This window comes from Nocardioides sp. (assembly GCF_035481145.1).
In the GTDB taxonomy this organism is placed as follows: Bacteria; Actinomycetota; Actinomycetes; order Propionibacteriales; family Nocardioidaceae; genus Nocardioides.
In genome coordinates this window covers 26,249-47,492 of the sequence record NZ_DATIHB010000205.1, presented here as the reverse complement: position 1 = coordinate 47,492, position 21,244 = coordinate 26,249, and the positions used below count along the sequence as shown (strand labels likewise).

Below are 21,244 nucleotides of genomic sequence, written 5' to 3'. Positions count from 1 at the left end.
CACGGTCGAGCCGGGCCAGACCGTGACCGTCAGCGAGATCCGGGGTGCGACGGCCGTCGTGCGCCCGGCCACAGTTACCGAGGGGGAGTGACATGGAAGCCGTAGCAGTGATCCTGGTGCTGGGGCTGATCCTGCTCGTCGTCTTCCTGGTGAAGACCGTGCGGATCGTTCCGCAGGCCTTCGCCGGAGTCGTCGAGCGGTTCGGCAAGTACCACGCCACGTTGCCGGCCGGCCTCAACATGGTCGTGCCGTTCATCGACAACGTCCGCTACATGATCGACCTGCGCGAGAACGTCGTGTCGTTCCCGCCGCAGCCCGTGATCACCGAGGACAACCTGACCGTGTCGATCGACACGGTCATCTACTTCCAGGTCACCGACCCGGTTGCCGCGACGTACGAGATCGCCAACTACATCCAGGCGATCGAGCAGCTGACGATGACCACGCTCCGCAACATCGTCGGCGGCATGACCCTCGAGCACGCGCTCACCTCCCGCGACCAGATCAACAACGGCCTGCGTGGTGAGCTCGACGGAGCGACCGGCAAGTGGGGCGTCCGCGTGAACCGCGTCGAGCTCAAGGGCATCGACCCGCCGCCGTCGATCTCCGACGCGATGGAGCAGCAGATGCGCGCCGAGCGGTCCAAGCGCGCCGCGATCCTGACCGCCGAGGGTGCCAAGCAGGCCCAGATCCTGACGGCCGAGGCCGACCGCGAGGCGGCGATCCTGCGTGCCCAGGGTGAGGCCAGCGCGATCCAGCAGGTCTTCACCGCGATCCACGAGGGCCGTCCTGACCAGGAGCTGCTCGCCTACCAGTACCTCCAGGCGATGCCGAAGCTGGCCGAGGGATCGGCCAACAAGGTCTGGATCCTGCCGAGCGAGTTCAGCAAGGCACTCGACGGCCTGGGTCGCCTGGCGCCGGAGGGCGACACGCAGGCGTGAGCCCGTTCGAGATGGCGGCGATCCTCCTCGCGGGGGTCGCCGCCGGCACGATCAACACCGTGGTGGGGTCGGGGACGCTGGTGACGTTCCCGGCCCTCCTCGCGTTCGGCGTACCTCCGGTGACGGCCAACATCTCCAACGCGATCGGGCTGGTCCCCGGCTCGGTCTCGGGCGCGATCGGCTACCGCCGTGAGCTCGCCGGCCAGAGGGAGCGCGTGCTGCGTCTCGCCTCGGCGACCCTGATCGGTGCGACGGCCGGGGCGCTGCTCCTCCTCGTCCTGCCGGCCGAGGCGTTCCGGGCGATCGTGCCCGTCCTGATCCTGCTGGGGCTGGTCCTCGTCGTGCTCCAGCCGCGCATCGCCCGTGCGGTGGCGCGGCGCCACGAACACCTCGGCGGGCTCCCCGAGCACGGCGCGCGCTGGGTCTGGCCCTCGATCCTCGGCGTCGGCGTCTACTGCGGCTACTTCGGCGCCGCGCAGGGCGTGCTCTGCATGGCGGTCCTCGGCGCAGGGGTCGATGACACCCTGCAGCGGCTCAACGGCGTCAAGAACGTCCTCGCGGCGCTCGGCAATGGCGTCGCTGGACTCGTCTTCGTGGTCGCGGCCTTCGGCTCGATCGACTGGCGCGTCGTCGCGCTCATCGCGATCGGTGCGACGGTCGGCGGGCAGCTCGGCGCGACGTGGGGGCGGAAGCTCCCGGCACCCGTGCTGCGGGCGCTGATCGTCGTCGTGGGCACGATCGCACTGGTGCGCTTCCTCCTCAATTGAGCACTGGCACGTCGAGATGCATAGAGTTTCCGCCGTGCCCGGCCTGCCCTACCGTCCCGAACTCGATGGCCTCCGGGCGATCGCGGTCTACCTCGTCCTCCTCTTCCACGCCGGGATGGTCACGCTCGAGGGTGGCTTCGTGGGCGTCGACCTCTTCTTCGTGCTCTCCGGCTTCCTGGTGACCGCGGTGATCCTCGACGAGGTCACTCGCTCGGGCCGCTTCGAGCTCGGCACGTTCTACGCGCGCCGCGTGCGCAGGCTGCTGCCGGCAGCGGTGCTCGTCATCCTGGCCACTGGCCTGGTGCAGCTGCTCGTGGCGTCCTCCGCCGCTCGTGCCGAGATGCTCGACGACGCGCGGGCCGCGTTGCTCTACGTCGCAAACTGGCACTTCATCGGCGAGTCCCGCGACTACTTCGCCCACGACACCGAGAGCAGTCCGTATCTCCACTTCTGGTCGCTCGCGATCGAGGAGCAGTTCTACATCCTCTATCCGCTGGTGGTCCTCGCGGCGCTGCGCTTCTCGGCCCGGCCGATCCGGGCACTCGCTCTCCTCCTCGCCGGGCTGGCGGTGGGCTCCGCAGGGCTCCAGGTCTGGTGGGGCGTGCACGATCCGACCCACGCGTACTACGCGACGGAGACACGCGCCTACCAGCTGGCGGTCGGAGCGCTCTGCTGCCTGGCTGTCGGCGCCGGGCGCCGCGCCGAAGCAGGCAGGATCTGGCGGTCGTGGGGACCGGCCATGTCCGGGGTCGGCCTGGTGCTCCTCCTCGCCGTGGCGAGCCGCGCGATGGACCTCAGCCCGTCGGCGCGGGGGCTCGTCGCGGCCGTCGCGTCGGGCCTCCTCGTGGCAGGTGTCTGGTCGACGCAGGGAGGCTGGTTCAACCGCCTCCTCGCGAGGCCCGCGCCGCGCTACCTCGGCCAGATCTCCTATGGCACCTACCTGTGGCACTGGCCGGTGTTGCTCGTGCTCGGCGACGTCTTCTCGGTGCGGCCACTGGTGCTCGCCGTCCTCGCGGCAGCGATCTCGACGGGCCTGGCCGCTCTCTCCTTCGTGCTCGTCGAGCACCCCGTGCGCAAGGCGCCGGTCCTCGTCCGGCTCCGCTGGTCCGCGGTCGGTGTGGGCCTGGCGACCAGTGTCGCTGCTGCGGTCGTCGTCGTCCCGCTCGTCCTCGAGAGCCAGGTCCGGCCCGCCCTCGCAGCGGGTGCGCCGACCACCCGGTCGGCGGTCCTCGAGGCACTCGACCGGGCTGTTCCGGAAGACCTCGACCTGGCGGCCGCGTCGGGCGACACCGGCGTTCCTCCGAAGCCGTGCACGGCCGAGGAGCCCGACGCCTGCCGACTCGTCAAGGGCACGGGGGCGCACGTGCTCCTGGTAGGCGACAGTCAGGCGCAGATGTACATCCCCGCCCTGGAGAAGGTGGCGCGTGCGCAGGGCCTGACCTTCTCCGCCAACGTCCAGGCGGCGTGCCCCTGGCAGGTCGGGCAGGTCAATCTGCTCTCCACGCCCGACGAGCAGGCTGCGTGTGAGGCTGGGCGCGAGACGTTCTACGCGGACGTGCTGCCCGAACTCGACGTCGACGTCGTGCTGGCGATCGGCCTGTCGCGGTCAGAGCCGTACTGGGCCAGCAGGCTCGGCGGCATCCGCGACGGCGAGAGCCTCGACGAGTTCCAGACGCGGACCACGCGCACCTCGGTCGACCGGGTCACCGGCGCCGGGCCGGACCTGGTCATCGCGAAGAGCATGCTCGGCACGGGTGGCTACAAGCGGCACGGCCCTGACCCCCTGACCTGCCTCGCCCGCGCCGACAAGCTCGCGGACTGTGCCGTCCTCGCGCCCCGCCAGCACCCCCTCATCGACAGCGTGTACGACGTGGTGGCCGCCGACCGCGCCGATGTCGCGACGGTCGATCCCAACGCGCTCATCTGCCCCGGGTACCCCGTCTGCTCGCCGGTCCTGGAGGACACCGTCGTCTGGCGCGACTCCGACCACGTGACGGCAGCGGTGCTGACGCGCCGGGCAGACCAGCTGTGGCGGATGCTCCGCGAGACCGGGCTGCTCAGCTGAGGTAGGCGTCGGCCCAGCGACCGATCTCGGCGTAGAACGCCTCACGGGCGGGGAGTCGCGACAGCGAGAGGTCATGCCGGCCGCCGTCGATCGCGACCGACGTGACGTGCGTGCCGAGCGACGAGGCCCAGCGGCGGATCTGCTGCACGTCGAGCACGATGTCGTGGGTGTGCACGGCGTCGCTCATCTCCGCCGGCCACGTGGACGCAGCCGAGGAGAGGACCAGCACCGGAGCCTCGATCGCCAGGCCACGGTGCAGCTCGGCGTGCCCGCGACGGATCGCAGAGATCCAGCCGAAGCGGACCGGCCAGGACTGCACGGGCTTCCAGGACAGCTCGAAGTCGAACTCGCCGCTGTGGTTCACGTGGAGGCTCTGCGTGTAGAGGCCGGAGACCGTGCGCGGCATGGTCCGCATCGGCGCGACGGCAGCGATGCGGTGGATCACCCTGGTGCCGATGCCGCGCTCCACAGCCGACCCCTGCAGGTCGAACCAGGGGGAGTTGAGGACCATCCCCGCGATCGGCACGCGGCGCTCCGATGCCCACAGGGGCAAGGTCAGCCCGCCCGTCGAGTGGGCGCTGAGCACCACGTGGTCGTGGCCGTCGCGCTCGGTGACGCGCTGCCAGGCGGCGTCGAGCTCGGGCCAGTACTCCCGGAGGTCGGCCACGTAGTTCGGCGTCTGGTGGGGGAGCAGCGACCGGCCGTACTTGCGCAGGTCCAGCGCGTAGAAGTCGTAGCCCCGCTCGGTCCACCACTCGGCGTACGCGGTCTGGAAGAAGTAGTCGCAGAAGCCGTGGACGTAGAGGACGGCCTTGCGCGTCGTGGTGTGAGCGGGACGCTTGACGAGGGTGGCGACGACCCGCCCCTCGCTGTCGTCGGGGAGCTCGATGGTCTCGGCGGTGTAGGGGGCGCCGAGGACGTCGGTGACCGGCTCGCTCATGCGCGGGAGTCTAGGGGCCCGGGTGCGGGAATGAGCGACGTTGGTATATGGTTGACATGTCATCTACAAAGGAGTGATGGACATGCAGATCGGCATCTTCACCGTCGGCGACGTGACGCCGGACCCGACGGACGGCACGGTTCCCACCGAGTACCAGAAGATCAAGAACACGATCGCCCTCGCGAGGAAGGCCGAGGAGATCGGTCTCGACGTCTTCGCGACGGCGGAGCACCACAACCCGCCGTTCGCCTCGCCGGCCAACCCACCGATCCTGCTCAGCGCCATCGCAGCCCAGACCGAGAAGCTGATCGTGAGCACGGCGACCACGCTGATCACCACCAACGACCCGGTGCGCCTGGCCGAGGACTACGCCTACCTCCAGCACGTCTCCGACGGCCGCATGGACCTCATGCTCGGCCGTGGCAACACCGGCCCGGTCTACCCGTGGTTCGGCAAGGACATCCGCGACGGCATCCCGCTCGCGATCGAGAACTACGACCTGCTGCACCGGCTGTGGCGCGAGGACGTCGTCACGTGGGAGGGGAAGTACCGCACGCCGCTGCAGGGCTTCACCTCGACGCCCCGCCCGCTCGACGGCGTACCCCCGTTCGTGTGGCACGGGTCGATCAGGAGCCCCGAGATCGCCGAGCAGGCGGCCTACTACGGCAACGGCTTCTTCGCGAACCACATCTTCTGGCCGGCCTCGCACACCGAGCAGATGGTCCGGCTCTACCGCCAGCGCTTCGCGCACTACGGACACGGTGACGCCGACCAGGCGATCGTCGGGCTCGGCGGCCAGTTCTTCATGCGGAAGAACAGCCAGGACGCCGTCAAGGAGTACCGCCCGTACTTCGACGTCTCGCCGGTCTACGGCCACGGCCCGTCGCTGGAGGACTTCTCCTCGCAGACGCCGCTGACCGTCGGCTCGCCCCAGCAGGTCCTCGAGCGCACGCTCGGCTTCCGTGACTACGTCGGCCACTACCAGCGCCAGCTCTTCCTGGTCGACCACTCGGGGCTGCCGATCAAGACCGTGCTCGAGCAGATGGACCTGCTCGGCGAGATCCTCCCCGAGCTCCGCAAGGGGTACGCCGAGGGGCGCCCCGCGCACATCCCGGACGCGCCCACCCACGGCGCGCGGGTCGCCGCCGCCGGCGGCGCGCACGACGCCACCGTGTACGCCGCGGCGGACTCGGCCACGGGCAGCCGGGCGGAGGACGTCCGATGACCCGGCACGTCGCGGTCGTCTCCGCCGGCCTCTCGAGCCCGAGCTCGACGCGGATCCTGGCCGACCAGCTCGCGAGCGCCGTCGAGGCGCGGCTCTTCGAGCGGGGTGAGGAGGTCCGGATCCACGTCATCGAGCTGCGGGAGCACGCGCGGGCGCTGGCGGACAACCTGCTCACCGGCTTCCCCTCGGGCGGTCTCGCCCAGGCGGTGCAGACCGTCGCGGACGCCGATGCGGTCATCGCCGTGACACCGGTCTTCTCCGCGTCGTACTCCGGGCTCTTCAAGACGTTCTTCGACGTCCTGGAGCCCGGGGTGCTCGAGGGCAAGCCCGTGCTGATGGGTGCCACGGCGGGCACTGCCCGTCACTCGCTGGTGCTGGAGCACGCGCTGCGGCCGCTCTTCTCCTACCTGAAGGCGACGCCGGTGCCGACGGCGGTCTTCGCCGCCTCGGAGGACTTCGGCAGCAACGCGGACGGCCGGCTGGCCGGGCGCGTCGACCGCGCCGCGGCCGAGCTCGTGGCGCTGCTCGACGGTCCGTCGACGCGGGCCGATGTCCCGCCGGCCCGCAAGCTGCAGGGCAGCACCGAGTTCGACCCGGAGGCCGACGACTTCGTCAGCTTCGACCAGCTGCTGAAGGGCTAGTGCTGGTAGGTGCCCGTGAGGATCGCGCGGCCCAGCGTCTTGAACGCCAGGTTGAAGCCGACCACCGCGGGTGAGGCCGAGCCGTCGACGCCGAGCTTCTCCTCGCTGACCGCGTGGACCACGAAGTAGTAGCGGTGGACCTGGTCGCCCTGCGGCGGAGCAGCGCCCATGAAGTTCAACCCGCCGCCGTCGTTGCGCACGTGGAAGGCGCCGTTCGCCAGCTTCGCGTCGCCGGCTCCGGCGCCGGTGTCGAGCGAGGTCACGTCCGCGGGGATGTCGCAGACGACCCAGTGCCAGAAGCCGGAGACGATCGGGGCGTCCGGGTCGAAGCACGTGACGACGTACGACTTCGTGCCCTCGGGGGCCCCGCTCCAACTGAGCTGGGGCGAGGTGTCGCCACCGGCGTGGACCTGGGCCTGGTCCAGCGGCTGGCCGTCCGAGACGTCGGTGCTGGTCACGGAGAACGCGGGGACGGCGGGCAGCAGGTTGTACGGATCGGGAGTCACAGGACGGTCGAGGCTCATGTCCGCAGGCTAGGCCGCGGTGCTCCCGAGTCCAAGGGTCGGCAAGAATGGCGCCGTGAGTGAAGTCCTGAGCAGCACGATTGCCCGCATCCAGCCGCTCGATGCGGAGGCGGTGGCGAACGCCGAGGCGGCCCAGGCCGGTCTCGCCAAGCCAGCCGGCGCACTCGGCGTCCTGGAGTCGCTCTCGATCCAGCTGGCGGGCATCGCGCGCACCTGCCCGCCGCCGGTGCCGGCGCAGCCTGCCGTCGGTGTCTTCGCGGGGGACCACGGGGTCCTCGCCCAGGGCGTGACGCCGTGGCCCTCCGACATCACCTTCGTCATGTGCACCGTCTTCCAGGCCGGTGGTGCCGCGATCAACGTGCTCGCGCGCGCGGCCGGTGCGTCGGTGACCGTCGTCGACATGGGCGTCGTGGGTCCGTTCGCCGAGGGCGACGGTCCTGGCGTCGAGCTGGTGTCGAAGAAGGTCCGACCGGCCACGTCCGACCTCGCCAAGGGGGCAGCGATGTCGCGCGACGAGGCGATCCAGGCGCTCGCGTCGGGCATCGCGGTCGCCGACCAGCTCGTCGACGGCGGCGCGGACCTGCTCATCACCGGTGACATGGGCATCGGCAACACGACCCCGTCGGCCGCCCTGATCGCCGCGTTGACCGGCACGGCTGCGGATGTCGTCACCGGTCGGGGCACCGGCATCGACGACGAGATGCTCGCCCACAAGACCTCGATCGTGGCGGGCGCGGTGGCGCGCATCGCCGACGGCGCCGACGCGATCGACGTCCTCGCGGAGGTCGGCGGGTTCGAGCACGCCGGGCTCGCAGGCTTCATCCTCGGTGGCGCTGCACGCGGCGTGCCGGTGCTCCTCGACGGCGTCATCGCGGGCTCGGCTGCGTTGGTCGCCCAGGCGCTCGCGCCCGACGTCACCTCCTACTGCATCGCCGGCCACCGCTCCGTCGAGCCGGGCCACCGCATCGCGCTCGAGAAGCTCGCCCTGCGCCCGCTCCTCGAGCTCGACCTCCGCCTCGGCGAAGGCACCGGTGCCGCCCTCGCGGCGCCGATCGTCCAGGCCTCAGCGCGCATCCTCAGCGAGATGGCGACCCTCGAGTCGGTCATGGCGGGTGGCCAGTGATGGGTGCTGACCTCCCGACGTACCCGGTCGGGCTCCGGCTCGCCGGCCGCAAGGTCCTCGTCGTCGGTGGCGGCCACGTCGCCCAGCGCCGGATCCCGACGCTGATCGCCGCCGGTGCCGACGTTTACGTCGTCGCGCGCGAGGCGACGATGGCCATCGAGGGCATGTCCGACGAGATCACGCTCGTCATCCGCGACTTCGAGCCCGCCGACCTCGACGGCGCCTGGTATGCCATCGCGGCCACCGACAACGCCGACACCAACGCCGCGGTCGCCGCTGCGGCCGAGGAGCGCCGGATCTTCTGCGTCCGCTCCGATGACGCCTCCGAGGCGACCGCGTGGACGCCGGCCGTGGGCCGTCACGACGGACTGACCGTCGCCGTCCTCGCCAACCGTGAGCCGCGTCGTTCGGCGGCGGTCCGTGACCAGATCATGGAGGCGATGCGCTCGGGCGGCTCGATCCGCAGCGAGTCCGCGATCGCGAAGACGCCCGGTGTCACCCTGGTCGGAGGCGGCCCCGGCGATCCCGACCTCGTGACGATCGCCGCGCGCAACGCCATCCTCTCTGCCGACGTCGTGGTCGCCGACCGGCTCGCCCCGCGTGAGCTGCTCGCCGACCTCGCACCGGACGTCGAGCTGATCGACGTCGCCAAGCTGCCCCGTGGTCGCTATGCGAGCCAGGAGTTCATCAACGAGGTGATCGTCGACCGGGCCAAGGCGGGCAAGCGCGTCGTCCGGTTCAAGGGCGGCGACAACTTCGTCTTCGGCCGTGGCTACGAGGAGATCCAGGCCTGCGATGCTGCCGGTGTGCCGGTGACGATCATCCCCGGGCTCTCCTCGTCGATCTCGGTGCCCGCGCGCGCCGGCATCCCGGTGACGCACCGTGGCGTGACGCACGAGTTCACCGTGATCTCCGGGCACATCCCGCCGGGCCATCCCGACTCGCTGGTGAACTGGTCGGCCGTCGCGCAGATGCAGGGCACCGTCGTCCTGCTGATGGCGGTGGAGAACGGTCCTGCGATCGCGGCTGCGCTCGTCGCTGGCGGTCGCTCCGTCGACACGCCGGTCGCGGTCGTCATGGACGGCACGATGCCCGACGAGAGGGTCGTCCTGTCGACGCTCGGCACGCTCGCGGCCGACATCGCGGCCGAGGGCGTCACCCCGCCGGCGATCATCGTCGTCGGTGAGGTCGTCGCCGTCGCCAACCCGGAGCGCTACGGCCGCTGAGGCCCGGCACGGCCCCTCCTGATGGCAGAGATCGTCGAGGTCGCAGACCCCGCAGACCCGCGGCTCGCGGACTTCCGCGACCTGCGCGACGTCGACCTGCGCGTCTCGCTCGAGGCCGAGCACGGCCTCTTCCTGGCCGAGGGTGCCAAGGTCGTACGCCGGGCGGCCGACGCCGGCTTCACCCCACGGGCTTTCCTGCTCCAGCCCAAGTGGGTCGACGGGCTCGCCGACGTGCTCGCAGGGAGCGACGCACCGTGCTTCGTCCTGCCGGAGCGCGAGATCGAGCAGGTCACCGGCTTCCACCTGCACCGTGGTGCTCTCGCGAGCTTCGAGCGCCGGCCGCTGCCGTCACTCGCCGCGCTCGTCGGTGCACCGGGACGCCTGCGCGTCGCTGTGCTCGAGGACCTGGTCGACCACGGCAACGTGGGCCTGATCTTCCGCAACGCCGCCGCGCTCGGCATCGACGCGGTGGTGCTGACCGAGCGCACGGCCGACCCGCTCTACCGCAGGGCGAGCAAGACCAGCATGGGCAACGTCTACTCCGTGCCCTGGACGCGCGCACGGGGCATCGAGGACATCCTTCGTGAGCTGCGCGAGCACGACGTCGTGCCCGTGGCGCTCACGCTCGCCGACGACGCGATCACGCTCGACGAGCTCGCCGCCATGCGCCACGAACGGCTGGCGTTCGTCTTCGGCACCGAGGGCGCCGGGGTGCATCCAAAGACCGAGCAGCAGGTCGACCACCGCGTGCTGATCCCGATGGAGCCCGGCGTCGACTCGCTCAACGTCGCGGCGGCCACCGCGGTCACCTTCTACGCGACACGCTGACCGGACCAATCCGGACCGGATGGGGTGACGAACGTCTCGTGACACCCATTCCTCAGGAGGTTTCCCATGCGTTCGTTCCCCCGCCGTCTGCTCGTCCCCGCGATGGCCTCGGCCGCCGTGATCGCCGTCGGCCTCTACGGTCCTGCCCAGGCCGGGCACACCAACAACGTCATCGAGTCCGACCTGTCGGGCCGGGCCGAGGTCGGCACCAGCCGGGCGATGACCGGCGATCCCAACGGCACCGGTGAGCTCTACGTCTTCGGGATCGACGGCGACCCCACCACGCTCTGCTACGTGCTGATCGTCGATCGCATCGAGGACGGCGCCCCCGGCACCGGCAGCCCGTTCGCGGCGCACCTGCACCGTGGGGCCCGTGGGCAGAACGGTCCGGTCGTCGCGAACCTCGCCTTCCCGCAGGGTGGGCAGTCCGCTGACTGCCTGAGCCAGGACGAGGCCGGCAAGTTCGTCAACGGCGGCTCCGTCGCGGAGATCCTCGCCTCTCCGGGCGGCTTCTACGTCAACGTGCACACGGCCGAGTACCCGGGCGGGGCGGTGCGGGGACAGCTCGAGCCCCAGCACTGACCCACAGGCGCGCGATCGGCGCTAGGTTGACCGCCATGACGAAGAAGGTCGCACTGGTCACCGGGGCGTCGAGCGGCATCGGCGAGTCTGCCGTGGTGGAGCTCCTCGGCAAGGGCTTCACCGTGTACGCCGCGGCGCGGCGTACCGAGCGGATGGCCGGGCTGGGGGAGAACGGCGCGCAGGTGGTGGCGCTCGACGTCACCGACGACGCGTCGATGGTCGCCTGCATCGACCGGATCATCGCCGAGCAGGGCCGCATCGACGTGCTGGTCAACAATGCCGGCTACGGCTCCTACGGTGCGGTCGAGGACGTCCCGATCGAGGAGGCCAAGCGGCAGTTCGAGGTCAACGTCTTCGGGCTCGCGCGCCTGAGCCAGCTGGTGCTGCCGCACATGCGCGCGCAGGAGTCGGGCCGGATCATCAACATCTCCAGCATCGGCGCACGTCTCTACGAGCCCTTCGGTGCGTGGTACCACGCCACGAAGTTCGCCGTGGAGGGGCTGAGCTTCTCCATGCGGCTCGAGGTGGCGCCGTTCGGCGTCTCCGTCTCCTGCGTCGCGCCGGCCGGCGTGGTGACGGAGTGGAACACCATCTCGCGCGACTCGCTGCTCGAGACGTCAGGGAGCAGTGCCTACGGGCCGTGGGCGAAGCGCGCGTTCAAGGTCCTCCAGACTGCCGACGGGCCCGCGATGTCGTGCACCCCTGATGTCGTGGGACGCAAGATCGCCAAGGTCGCGACCGCTCGGCGCCCGAAGGCGGTCTACCCGGTCGGGAAGGGAGCCCGGATGATCCGCGGGTCCTTCGACGTCGTGCCGAACGGCATGACGGACCTCATGCTCGGCCAGGTCTACGGCACGGGCCGCAGCGCGCGGTAGCGCCTGGCCCGCGCGAACGGTCAGGCCTGGTTGGCGGGCCAGGTGAGCGGATACTCCTCGATCGCCTGCTCCATCTGCTTGCGGAGCTTCTTCTGGGCGCCGAAGGCGAGGCGGTCGCCGAAGACCATGCCGTTGAGGTGATCGGTCTCGTGCTGCAGGCAGCGCGCCAGCAGGCCGTCACCCTCGAAGTGCACCGGCTCGCCATCGAGGCCGAAGCCGTCGACGGCGGCGTGGTCCGGGCGGCTGCAGGGGACGTAGGCGCCCGGGTAGGAGAGGCAGCCCTCGTCGCCTTTGTCGAGCTTCCGGCTCTTGCCGGTGGGCACCGTGACGACCGGGTTGCACACGATGCCGGCAACGTGCTGGCCGGCCGCGTCCGGGCAGTCGAAGACGAAGACGGCGAGGTCCTCGCCGATCTGGTTGGCGGCCAGGCCCACGCCCTCCGCGGCGTACATCGTCGCAACCATGTCGGCGACCAGCGCGCGCAGCGCGTCGTCGTACGCCGTCACGGGCTGGAGCGCGCGGTGCATGACGGGCTCGCCCCACCGGGTGATCGGGCGGACCGTGCCACCCGTGGGCAGCGGGCCGTACGGCGCGTGAGGAGGAGTGGTGGCGTCGGACATGAGCAGGATCCTAGTGCGCGCCGAGTGTGGCGCGCGTCTCTGTAGCGCAGTGTGTAACTGGGAGTTACAGTTGCCGCATGTCCCAGAACCCTGTCACCCGGGCCGGCGGAAAGTTCGGCCTGTCCAGCAAGGAGAGGCGCGACCCGATGGGTGTCGCGATCCTCGCCCTGAACAAGCTCGGCCAGAGCCCGCTCCTCGACAAGCTCAAGATGCGCAAGCAGGCGGAGGAGATCGTCTTCCAGAGCACACGCGGCGGCTTCAAGGTCGCCGCTGCTGCCAGCCGCACCTTTGCCAGGAAGGGCAAGAAGGGCGCTCCCGGCACCTCGACCCCCAAGGCGCAGGCGAAGGGCCTCTTCGACCTGACCCCGACCGAGGACGAGCAGATGCTCGTCGACGTGGTCTCGGAGTTCGCCGCCGAGGCGGTCCGCCCGGTGGCCGCCGAGGCCAACGAGGCCGCCGCTACGCCGCAGGACGTGCTGGCTGCGACGCTCGAGATCGGTCTGCCGATCCTCGGTGTCTCCGCTGAGCTCGGCGGCATCGCCGAGGAGCGCTCGGCCGTCGCCGGCACCCTCGTCCACGAGGCGCTGGCCAAGGGCGACATGGGCGTCGCGGTCGCCGCCCTCGCGCCCGGAGCCGTCGCCACCGCCCTCTCGCTGTGGGGCACCGACGAGCAGCAGAAGACCTACCTGCCCGAGTTCACCGAGGCGGCCGACGTCCCGGCTGCCGCACTGGCGCTGACCGAGCCGGCTGTCCTCTTCGACGTCTTCAAGCCCTCCACCACCGCCGTCCGCCAGGGCGACAAGCTGGTCCTCAACGGCGTGAAGTCCTTCGTGCCGCGCGGTGCCGAGGCGGAGCTCTTCATCATCGGTGCCTCGCTCGAGGGCGCCAACGTCCTCGTCCTGGTCGAGGCCGCGACGGCCGGCATCCGGATCGAGGCCGACCCGGCCATGGGCCTGAAGGCCGCCAGCCTGACCAAGGTCCACCTGCGCGACGTGACCGTCGAGGCCGACGCGATCCTCGGCGCGACCGACGGATCGACGTACACCGAGGCGGTCCGCAACTCGCGCCTCGCGTGGTGCGCCCTCGCCCTCGGCACCGGCCAGGCTGTGCTCGACTACGTCGTTCCCTACGTCAAGACGCGCGAGGCGTTCGGCGAGCCCATCGCGCACCGCCAGGCGGTCGCGTTCATGGTCGCCAACATCGCGATCGAGCTCCAGGCGATGCGCCTGGTCACCTACAAGGCGGCGAGTCGCGTGGCCCGCGGCGTCGACGCCACCCGCGAGATCGGTCTCGCCCGCAAGATCTGCGCTGACAAGGGCATGCAGATCGGCAACGACGGGGTGCAGCTGCTCGGCGGCCACGGCTTCACCAAGGAGCACCCGGTCGAGCGGTGGTACCGCGACCTGCGGGCCATCGGCATCCTGGAAGGAGGCGTCCTCGTCTGAGCCCTGCTCAGACGGAGGAGAACACACCATGATCTATCTCGAGACCCCCAAGAAGCACCGCGCGCTGGTCGACCAGGTCCACCAGGTCGCGATGAACATGCTGCGTCCGGTGTCGCGCAAGTACGACCTCGCCGAGCACGAGTACCCCAAGGAACTCGACATGCTCGCCGCGATGGCCGACGGCCTCAACGAGTCGGGCGCCTCCGAGGGCGCCGGTGCGACCGGCGTCCGCCGCAGCTCCGACGACGACACGTCCAACAAGAACGGCTCCAACATGGCGTCGGCCCTCTCGGTCGCCGAGATGTGCTGGGGCGACACCGGCCTCACCCTCGGCATGCCGCGCCAGGGCCTGGGCAACTCCGCCATCGCCTCCGTCGCGACGGACGCGCAGCTGGAGAAGTTCAAGGGCACGTGGGCGTCGATGGCGATCACCGAGCCGTCGTTCGGCTCCGACTCGTCGGCGATCACGACCACCGCCAAGAAGGACGGTGACGCCTACATCATCAACGGCGAGAAGATCTTCGTGACCTCGGGCGAGCGTTCCGACTCGATCGTCGTCTGGGCGACGCTCGACAAGTCCCTCGGCAAGGCCGCGATCAAGTCCTTCGTCGTCACCAAGGACATGCCGGGCGTGAAGGTCGAGCGCCTCGAGCACAAGCTCGGCATCCGTGCCTCGGACACGGCCGTCATCACCTTCACCGACGTCCGGGTCCCGGCCGAGAACCTCCTGGGCAACCCGGAGATCAACGTCCAGGAGGGCTTCGCCGGTGCGATGGCGACGTTCGACAACACGCGTCCGCTCGTCGCGGCGATGGCGGTGGGCTGCGCCCGTGCCTCCCTCGACCTGACGCGGGACCTGCTCGCGCAGGCCGGCGTCGAGATCGACTACGACAAGCCGGCGCACCTGCAGCACGCGGCCGCCGCGAAGTTCCTCCAGCTCGAGGCCGACTGGGAGGGTGCGCAGCTGCTGACCCTCCAGGCCGCGTGGATGGCCGACAACAAGAAGCCCAACTCGCTCGAGGCCTCCATGTCGAAGGCGAAGGCGGGCCGTGTGGGCTCCGACGTCACGCTCTCGTGCGTCGAGCTCTGCACCGGCATCGGCTACTCCGAGAGCGAGCTGCTCGAGAAGTGGGCGCGCGACTCCAAGATCCTCGACATCTTCGAGGGCACGCAGCAGATCCAGCAGCTGATCGTCGCGCGCCGGGTCCTGGGCCTCTCGAGCTCCGAGCTCAGGTGACCCCTGCCTGACGTCACACCAGAACGGCCCGTCCCTCCGGGGGCGGGCCGTTCTGTCGTCGCGGCTCAGGTGAGCAGGAAGCGTGGCTTGCGCCAGTGTCTCCGGTCGTACGCCGCGAGCACGGCGTCGGCGGCCTCCCCGAGGCGATCGCGGGGGAGCAGTGCGATCGCTGATCCGCCGAAGCCGCCACCTGTCATCCGCGCGCCGAGCGCACCGTGCTCGAGCGCGGTCTCGACGGCGACGTCGAGCTGCTCGCAGGAGACCGCGAAGTCGTCGCGCAGGGACTCGTGGCTCGAGGTCATCAGCGCGCCGGCCTCGGCCCACTCGCCGGTTGCGACGGCCTGGACGAACTCCTCGACGCGGGTGTTCTCCGTCACGACGTGGCGGGCCAGGGGCAGCCAGGGTCCATGGGCGGACTGGAGGTCGATCTCGTCGACGTCACGCAGGGACCCGACGCCGAGCGCCTTCGCCGCGGCCTCGCAGTCTGCACGCCGCGCGGCGTACTGGCCGTCGGAGAGCTCGTGCGAGGCGCAGGTGTCGATGACGAGGAGCGCGAGCTCAGGCGGTGCCCACGTGACGGGTGTGCGGGACCCGTCGGCGAAGTCGAGCAGGAGCGCCTCGCCCGGCGTGGCGAGGAGCCCGACGGTCTGGTCCATGCCGCCTGTCGGTGCGCCCGCCCGCTCGTTCTCGGCCCGGATCGTCGCCCGCAGCAGGACGTCCGGGTCGATCGGGCCGACCAGCGCGGCGACGGCCATCGCGACCGCGCACGAGAGGGCGGCGGAAGAGGAGAGCCCCGCCCCGACCGGCACGGAGGAGGCGATCGCCATGTCGATGCCCGGGATGTCGAACCCCTCCTCCCGCAACGCCCAGACCACACCGGCGGCGTACGCGGCCCAGCCGGTCGCCGTTGCCGGGTCTCCGGCGTACGTGCCGGGAGCCAGCGTGCTCACTGCGCGCACGAGGTGGTCGCCGCGGGGCGCAACGACCGCGTACGTCGCGTGGCGCAGCGCCAGGGGAAGGCAGAGACCGCGGTTGTAGTCGGTGTGCTCGCCGATGAGGTTGACGCGACCGGAGGCACGTCCTGCGGCCACCGGCACGGTGCCCAGCGCGGACTGGAGCAGCGTCGCCGCACGCTGGACGTGTTCGCCCGCCGAGCCGGGGTCGATCAGGTGCATGGGAGCACCTTGGCAGATACAGGCGCCGGAAACGCGCAGCGGCCCGCCACCGGCTGGTGGCGAGCCGCTGCGAGCACGGGCCGGATCAGCAGTCGTGGTCGCCGGGGGCGTCCGTCACGACCTTGCCGTCGGTGACCGTGAGGGTCCGTGGCTCCTGCGCCTTCGGGCCGACGCAGGCGTCCACGGCGCCGCCCGCGGACGTCAGCACGTTGACCGAGTACGCGCCGGTCTCGCCCGTGTGCTCGGTGACGTAGACGGTCGCGTCGCGCAGCGCACTGCCGGCGGCGGCGGCCTCCAGGTCGCTGCGGTCGACACCGGTGTCAGCGGCCATCGCCTGACGGGCGGCGAAGTACCTGGCGGCGGTGACGGCGTCCGCGTCGTCCGCGAGTGCGCCGTCGGTGCCGAGACCGACGAGGGCGAGGCTCTCGAGCTTGCGCTGGTCCTCCGCGCTGAGCTTCGACGTGGCGTCCTCGAAGCCGGCGGCAGGCTTCTTCTTCGCCTTCTTCTTGACCTTGTCGGCGGCCTTCGAGGCGGCCTCCGACGCCTTCTCCGTGGCCTGCGATGCGGCGGAGGACGCGGCTTCGGATGCGGCGGACTTCGTCGTGTCGGCGACGTCCTTCGCTTCGGCGCACCCCACGAGGGTGGCCGTGAGGGCAGTGGCGGCGGCTGCAGCAGCGAGACGCTGGATGCGCATGGGTGTCCTTCCGGTTGGTGGCACCCCGAGACGGGACATGCAGTGGTGACGGTGCCACAGCTAGGTTCTAGCCGTGCCAGACGTCCCGGATATCGACACCGACCACCTGCTTCCACGGGGCCTCGTCCCGCTCGTCATCTCGGCAACGCGCGCCGAGGCGGCCTACGTCCCGGCCGGGCTCGAGGTCGTCGTCACCGGGCTGGGGAAGACAGCAGCAGCCACCGCGACCGCGCAGGCGCTTGCCGGTCGCGACCTCTCGCGGCTCGTCGTGGTCAACGTCGGCACGGCCGGAGCGCTCCGCGACGACGTCGCCGGCCTCCACGAGCCGGGCGTCGTCCTCAACCACGACATCAACGCGGACGCGATCCGCGCGCTCGGCTACGACCCCCAGGAACGGCTGCTCCTCGACGCAGGGCGGCCCACCGTGCTGGCGACCGGCGACGTCTTCGTCACCGATCCGCTCGTGCGCGCCAGGCTCGCGCAGCAGGCACACCTCGTGGACATGGAGGGGTACGCCGTGGCCTACGTCGCCGCGCGCTTCGGCGTACCGCTGCGGATGGCGAAGCACGTCTCCGACAACGCCGACGAGGCGTCCTTCGACTGGCCGGCGATGGTCGACCGCTCCGCACGCGAGCTCGGGGCGTGGCTGGAGTCGGTGCTCGGTTGAGCTGATCACTGCCTGGTCCGTACGGGCGCTCGTGCATGCCGGCGACAGGCTCCGGCCACACCGCTCAGGGCTGCGAACTGTGTGCGGATCTGTCGCGATGACGCCGGTTCCATCCCGCGCGTCTCAGGCGTCGGCAGGCCGACGCTTCGTAACGTTCTTCCATGTTTGCCGATGACGTCTGGCGCTACTTCCCGCTCGGCCCGGTCCCGACGATCCTCATGGCGCTGATCGGCATCGCAGCGCTGCTCTACGTCGCGAGGACCTCGACGGACCGGTCGCGGATGCTTGCTGTCGTGATGCTCGTCGGGACGCTGCTGGCTGTCGTTGCGTACACCGGCCGTGGGGCAATGGGCAACGACGACGGCGAATTCTCGTGGCGCGTGGGCGACAGCATTCGCTCGGAGTGGCACAACATCAACCGAACGCTGGGCATGGTCCAGATCTTCGGGAACGTGCTGATGTTCGTTCCGGTCGGATGGCTGATCGCCGTTCTGGCGCCTCGCTTCCGGGTTGTGGTTGGAGCCGCGGCGGGCCTCGGTGTGTCTGCCGTCGTTGAGGTCTGGCAGATGCTCTCCGGGTCGTTTGGCGACGTGGACGACCTCATCCTCAACGGCGCAGGCGCCCTTCTCGGGGCACTTGTCGCGTGGTCCTTGGTCAACACACGACGCCCAACGCGCGCCACGACGGAACCGCGGCTGGCCAGGACCTGATCCGAGGGGACATGCCGCCGTGACGCGGAACACGTACTCCTCGTAGCAGTGAGAGCCAGAGTAGGTCAGCTGCCCCCGGCGATGTTGACCAGCCACGAGGTCCCGAACCGGTCGATGCACATCCCGAACTCGTCGCCCCACGGCTGGCTGGACAGGTCGACCGTCACGGTCCCTCCGTCCGACAGCGCCTGCCAGTAGCCGCGCAGTTCCTCGGTGTCGTTCCCGCCGAGGCTGACCGCGAGGTTGTTTCCGGGCCGCAACGTCTCGCCCGGCAGCATGTCGGCGGCCATGAGGGTGAGGCCAGACGCTGTCTGAAGTTGGCCGTGCATGACCTGGTCTCCTACGCAGTGGTCGTCGGTGCCGAAGTCGCCGAAGTGGTTGATCGTGAGATCGCCGCCGAACACGTCCTGGTAGAACGCCAGAGCGTCCGAGGCATTGCCCGCGAAGCTGAGGTAGGGGTTCAGTCGAGTGGTCATGTGCCGACGCTAGACCGTCACAGGCGCGCGGTCAGCCGCCGGCGCAGGGCCGACTTCCGCCGGAACCAGCTCAGATCACGCTCCCTGCGCGAGGCGATCACCGCGGCCAGCAAAGCGGGATCGTTGCCCGACACGCCGACTGTGCCGTGGCGTCTCGGACCGAATTCCTACACAGGGCGGCCGGCAAGCCCGTCGAACTGGCGCGTCACCTTCCGCGATGAGCACACCGATGCACACGGCGACCTGGGCTCACAGCTGCTGAGTGCCAGTCGGGGTGACCAGGAAGCGGTGGCCGTGGGGTGAGCGCCACAGGTTGTAGCCGGGCTCGACCATCGTGTAGCTCCAGCCGGTGAAGGTCTTGTGGCGGTGATGGGTCCGACAGAGGCTCGCGAGGTTTCCGCTGTTGGTCTGGCCGGGCGGCCCGTCGGGGTCGTAGGGCATGAGGTGGTCGACGTCGCCGGAGTGGGCGGAGCGGTTGCAGTGCGGGAAGACGCAGTGGCCGTCGCGCTCGATGACCTGCACGCGGAGGCGGTTGGGGATCTCCCACTGGTCGACGCGGGTCGTGGCGGTGGTGTCGATGACGGCACGCACTGCAACGCGCATGTCGGGGCGGGAGAGCCAGCGACGCAGGGCGTGCATGTGGATGAAGCTGCCGGTGCGCTCCACGCGTGCCAGACCTGTGCCCGCGGCGAGGTCGGCGGCGTTGACGTGGACCTTGACCTCGGTGCTGGGGCCGGACGTGCGTGCGCCGGTGGTCAGGTCGAGCCCGAGGTCGGCGCGGGCCATCGCGCCGAGGGCCTTGGCGCGACGCACCTCGAGCGGTTCGTCGTCGCCGTCGGCGCCGAGATGCGCGGCGCGGCGCGCGATGGCGGCCTCGAAGTCGTCGGCATCGGCGAGGTCGACGGTCGCGTGGATGTCGGCGATGCCCGCGTGGTTGGAGTCGTCGCGGCACACCTTCACGTCGCGTGCTTCGGCCGCGGCTGCGGCACGGATCTGAGCCTGCTCGGGATCGAAACGAACCAAGGCCTCCTCGACGAGGCGCCGCAGCGTGACGATGCCGACCTTGTGCGCGACTGGCGCCAGCTCGCCGTCGATGAAGGCCGCCCCCGCAGGCGGGAGGAAGCGAGTGTTCTGCGCGATCTGGCGGGCGCGCCACACCTCGAGGCTGTCGTCGATGACGCGGGCGTAGATGCGGGGGAGCCGGTGGGCGAGCTCGAGCGCATCGCCCATGTAGAGCCGGCCGGAGTCGGTGCTCTTGCCGATGACGGCCGCGAACTCGGCGACGCAGAACTCCGTCACCTCCGGCGTGCCCTCGCCGCCCAGTTGCATCGCCCGCTCGTCGCCGGGTGCCGCGCTGCCGACGCGAGCGTCAGTGGAGTGGAACGACGCCCAGCGCACCGCGGCAGCCAGCTGCTGGGCGTCGGAGTGCTGCACCATCCTGCGGTGCTGGGCAGCCCAACGGAGGACGGCCGCCTGGTCGTCGTACTCCACTCCGATGGGTGTCATCTGCATGCCCCCATTGTCGTCGAACAGGCGTTCGAAGTCAATGGCTTGTGGCGATGTTTTCGCAGGTCAGAGGCCATTTCATGCTACCCGCGAGTTGTGTGCGAAAACCGGGCCGGTCAGCGCCGCTTGCCACGCTTCGACGCGGCCTTTGCGCCAGTCCTCGCCCCGGTCTTGGCTCCGCCCTTCGCTCCAGACTTCGCCGTACGACGCCCTGCCGCGGCCTTCTTTGCGCCGGTCGGCTTCCGCGCGGGCTGGGCACTACGCTTCGCGGGACCCTGCTTTTCCGGCGCCTTCGCGGCCGGCACCTCGCCGCCACGCGATGAATTCACGCCGCGCCCGCGGACGATGCCGACGAACGTCTCGATCCGGGGGTCCTCGTCATCCGTCCGCCATGCGATGCCGACCGGGTGCAGCGGGCCGTCGGTGAGGGGGCGGGCGACAACGTCCTTGCGGTGGTGGAGCCGGGCGACCGACATCGGCAGCACCGCGACGGTGGCCTCGCTCGAGGCGACGACCTCCACCGCGTCCTTCGCCCCCATCGCCGGGTAGGGGAGCCGCTCCACGGTGGCGACCGACGACCAGCCGGGGAGGTCAGACGGGTCGGTGACGAGCTGGTGCCCCGCCAGGTCTGCGACGGTCACCTCCTCGTGGAGGCTCAGGTCGTCCTCGACCGAGACGACCGCGACCGAGAGCTCCTCGTAGAGCGGGATGACGTGGAGGCCGTCGCGCTCGACGGGCAGGCGCACGAAGGACATCGAGGCACGTCCGTCCCGTAGCACGGTGAGTTGGTCGGCGGCCTCGATGATCGTCAGCTCGAGCGGGCTCTCGGGGTAACGCTCGCGCCAACGCTTCGACCACTTGTCGGGGGAGACGCCGGCGACGAAGGCGACGACGAACGGCGCGGAGGGCTCCTGCATGCGGTCAGGTTAGTGCTGTGACGTGGGAGGCATGGGGCCGATGTGCATTGCTCCCGATGT

Annotated in this window: 22 protein-coding genes; 14 read left to right on the top strand and 8 right to left on the bottom strand. The window is 70.6% G+C overall.

All coding sequences use genetic code 11. The annotated features are described in order from the left end of the window. Positions 1 to 92: 92 nt before the first annotated feature. From VLF38_RS16465 to VLF38_RS16455, 3 genes are read left to right on the top strand one after another with little or no spacing between them, the layout of a single operon-like run. A complete protein-coding gene (locus VLF38_RS16465; RefSeq protein WP_325272320.1) occupies positions 93 to 941 on the top strand; it encodes an SPFH domain-containing protein in 849 nt (282 codons plus the stop codon). Continuing rightward, a complete protein-coding gene (locus VLF38_RS16460; protein ID WP_325272319.1) occupies positions 938 to 1,708 on the top strand; it encodes a sulfite exporter TauE/SafE family protein in 771 nt (256 codons plus the stop codon). Before VLF38_RS16465 ends, VLF38_RS16460 begins: the two co-directional genes overlap by 4 nt. A gap of 34 nt (positions 1,709 to 1,742) precedes the next feature. Continuing rightward, positions 1,743 to 3,773, top strand: a complete 2,031-nt coding sequence (locus VLF38_RS16455) for an acyltransferase family protein (RefSeq protein ID WP_325272318.1) — start codon at positions 1,743 to 1,745, stop codon at positions 3,771 to 3,773. Here VLF38_RS16455 and VLF38_RS16450 read toward each other — a convergent pair. After that, positions 3,766 to 4,713 carry an alpha/beta hydrolase gene (locus VLF38_RS16450; protein WP_325272317.1) on the bottom strand — a complete coding sequence of 316 codons (948 nt, stop codon included), beginning with the start codon at positions 4,711 to 4,713 and terminating at the stop codon, positions 3,766 to 3,768. The two genes, VLF38_RS16455 and VLF38_RS16450, sit on opposite strands and share 8 nt — an antisense overlap. Before the next feature lie 82 nt (positions 4,714 to 4,795). Here VLF38_RS16450 and VLF38_RS16445 point away from each other — a divergent pair, with 82 nt between their 5' ends. Together VLF38_RS16445 and VLF38_RS16440 are read left to right on the top strand one after the other, a co-directional pair. Then, on the top strand, positions 4,796 to 5,938 hold the full coding sequence (locus VLF38_RS16445; RefSeq protein ID WP_325272316.1) for an LLM class flavin-dependent oxidoreductase: 1,143 nt from the start codon (positions 4,796 to 4,798) through the stop codon (positions 5,936 to 5,938). Beyond that, on the top strand, positions 5,935 to 6,579 hold the full coding sequence (locus tag VLF38_RS16440) for an FMN reductase (RefSeq protein ID WP_325272315.1): 645 nt from the start codon (positions 5,935 to 5,937) through the stop codon (positions 6,577 to 6,579). Before VLF38_RS16445 ends, VLF38_RS16440 begins: the two co-directional genes overlap by 4 nt. Here VLF38_RS16440 and VLF38_RS16435 read toward each other — a convergent pair. Continuing rightward, positions 6,576 to 7,103 (bottom strand): YbhB/YbcL family Raf kinase inhibitor-like protein, encoded by a 528-nt coding sequence (locus tag VLF38_RS16435; protein ID WP_325272314.1) that lies wholly within the window; start codon positions 7,101 to 7,103, stop codon positions 6,576 to 6,578. The genes VLF38_RS16440 and VLF38_RS16435 overlap by 4 nt on opposite strands. Positions 7,104 to 7,158: 55 nt before the next feature. Between VLF38_RS16435 and cobT the strand changes: the two genes are divergently transcribed. The 5 genes from cobT to VLF38_RS16410 all read left to right on the top strand — a co-directional run bounded on the left by cobT (position 7,159) and on the right by VLF38_RS16410 (position 11,737). Next, entirely contained in the window at positions 7,159 to 8,226 is a 1,068-nt protein-coding gene (cobT, locus tag VLF38_RS16430; RefSeq protein WP_325272313.1) for a nicotinate-nucleotide--dimethylbenzimidazole phosphoribosyltransferase, read from the top strand. After that, the gene (gene cobA / locus VLF38_RS16425; RefSeq protein ID WP_325272312.1) at positions 8,226 to 9,452 is read left to right on the top strand and encodes a uroporphyrinogen-III C-methyltransferase; all 1,227 of its coding nucleotides are present in this window, start codon (positions 8,226 to 8,228) and stop codon (positions 9,450 to 9,452) included. The genes cobT and cobA overlap by 1 nt, the downstream gene beginning before the upstream one ends. A gap of 21 nt (positions 9,453 to 9,473) precedes the next feature. After that, the gene (locus tag VLF38_RS16420; protein WP_325272311.1) at positions 9,474 to 10,280 is read left to right on the top strand and encodes an RNA methyltransferase; all 807 of its coding nucleotides are present in this window, start codon (positions 9,474 to 9,476) and stop codon (positions 10,278 to 10,280) included. 66 nt (positions 10,281 to 10,346) lie between these two features. Continuing rightward, positions 10,347 to 10,862 (top strand): CHRD domain-containing protein, encoded by a 516-nt coding sequence (locus VLF38_RS16415; protein ID WP_325272310.1) that lies wholly within the window; start codon positions 10,347 to 10,349, stop codon positions 10,860 to 10,862. A 35-nt stretch (positions 10,863 to 10,897) separates the two neighbouring features. Then, entirely contained in the window at positions 10,898 to 11,737 is an 840-nt protein-coding gene (locus tag VLF38_RS16410) for an oxidoreductase (protein WP_325272309.1), read from the top strand. Positions 11,738 to 11,757: 20 nt separating this feature from the next. Here the strand turns inward: VLF38_RS16410 and def are convergent, their stop codons facing one another. Then, the gene (gene def, locus VLF38_RS16405; protein ID WP_325272308.1) at positions 11,758 to 12,357 is read right to left on the bottom strand and encodes a peptide deformylase; all 600 of its coding nucleotides are present in this window, start codon (positions 12,355 to 12,357) and stop codon (positions 11,758 to 11,760) included. 77 nt (positions 12,358 to 12,434) lie between these two features. Between def and VLF38_RS16400 the strand changes: the two genes are divergently transcribed. Together VLF38_RS16400 and VLF38_RS16395 are read left to right on the top strand one after the other, a co-directional pair. Continuing rightward, complete coding sequence (locus VLF38_RS16400) at positions 12,435 to 13,802, top strand: acyl-CoA dehydrogenase family protein (protein ID WP_325272307.1); 1,368 nt, start codon at positions 12,435 to 12,437, stop codon at positions 13,800 to 13,802. 28 nt (positions 13,803 to 13,830) lie between these two features. Continuing rightward, a complete protein-coding gene (locus tag VLF38_RS16395; RefSeq protein WP_325272306.1) occupies positions 13,831 to 15,039 on the top strand; it encodes an acyl-CoA dehydrogenase family protein in 1,209 nt (402 codons plus the stop codon). A gap of 65 nt (positions 15,040 to 15,104) precedes the next feature. Here the strand turns inward: VLF38_RS16395 and VLF38_RS16390 are convergent, their stop codons facing one another. Further along, on the bottom strand, positions 15,105 to 16,214 hold the full coding sequence (locus VLF38_RS16390) for a galactokinase (RefSeq protein ID WP_325272305.1): 1,110 nt from the start codon (positions 16,212 to 16,214) through the stop codon (positions 15,105 to 15,107). Between the two features lie 85 nt (positions 16,215 to 16,299). Next, positions 16,300 to 16,908 (bottom strand): hypothetical protein, encoded by a 609-nt coding sequence (locus tag VLF38_RS16385; RefSeq protein ID WP_325272304.1) that lies wholly within the window; start codon positions 16,906 to 16,908, stop codon positions 16,300 to 16,302. A 73-nt stretch (positions 16,909 to 16,981) separates the two neighbouring features. Between VLF38_RS16385 and VLF38_RS16380 the strand changes: the two genes are divergently transcribed. Both VLF38_RS16380 and VLF38_RS16375 read left to right on the top strand, forming a co-directional pair. Then, on the top strand, positions 16,982 to 17,575 hold the full coding sequence (locus tag VLF38_RS16380; RefSeq protein ID WP_325272303.1) for a nucleosidase: 594 nt from the start codon (positions 16,982 to 16,984) through the stop codon (positions 17,573 to 17,575). Positions 17,576 to 17,736: 161 nt separating this feature from the next. Further along, a complete protein-coding gene (locus tag VLF38_RS16375; RefSeq protein ID WP_325272302.1) occupies positions 17,737 to 18,285 on the top strand; it encodes a VanZ family protein in 549 nt (182 codons plus the stop codon). Positions 18,286 to 18,350: 65 nt separating this feature from the next. Here VLF38_RS16375 and VLF38_RS16370 read toward each other — a convergent pair whose 3' ends face one another. The 3 genes from VLF38_RS16370 to VLF38_RS16360 form a co-directional block, all read right to left on the bottom strand. Then, positions 18,351 to 18,761: a VOC family protein gene (locus VLF38_RS16370; protein ID WP_325272301.1), complete on the bottom strand. Its 411-nt coding sequence runs from the start codon at positions 18,759 to 18,761 to the stop codon at positions 18,351 to 18,353. A gap of 249 nt (positions 18,762 to 19,010) precedes the next feature. Next, the gene (locus VLF38_RS16365; RefSeq protein ID WP_325272300.1) at positions 19,011 to 20,273 is read right to left on the bottom strand and encodes a hypothetical protein; all 1,263 of its coding nucleotides are present in this window, start codon (positions 20,271 to 20,273) and stop codon (positions 19,011 to 19,013) included. Between the two features lie 110 nt (positions 20,274 to 20,383). Further along, the gene (locus VLF38_RS16360; protein ID WP_325272299.1) at positions 20,384 to 21,184 is read right to left on the bottom strand and encodes a LysR family substrate-binding domain-containing protein; all 801 of its coding nucleotides are present in this window, start codon (positions 21,182 to 21,184) and stop codon (positions 20,384 to 20,386) included. Positions 21,185 to 21,244 lie beyond the last annotated feature (60 nt).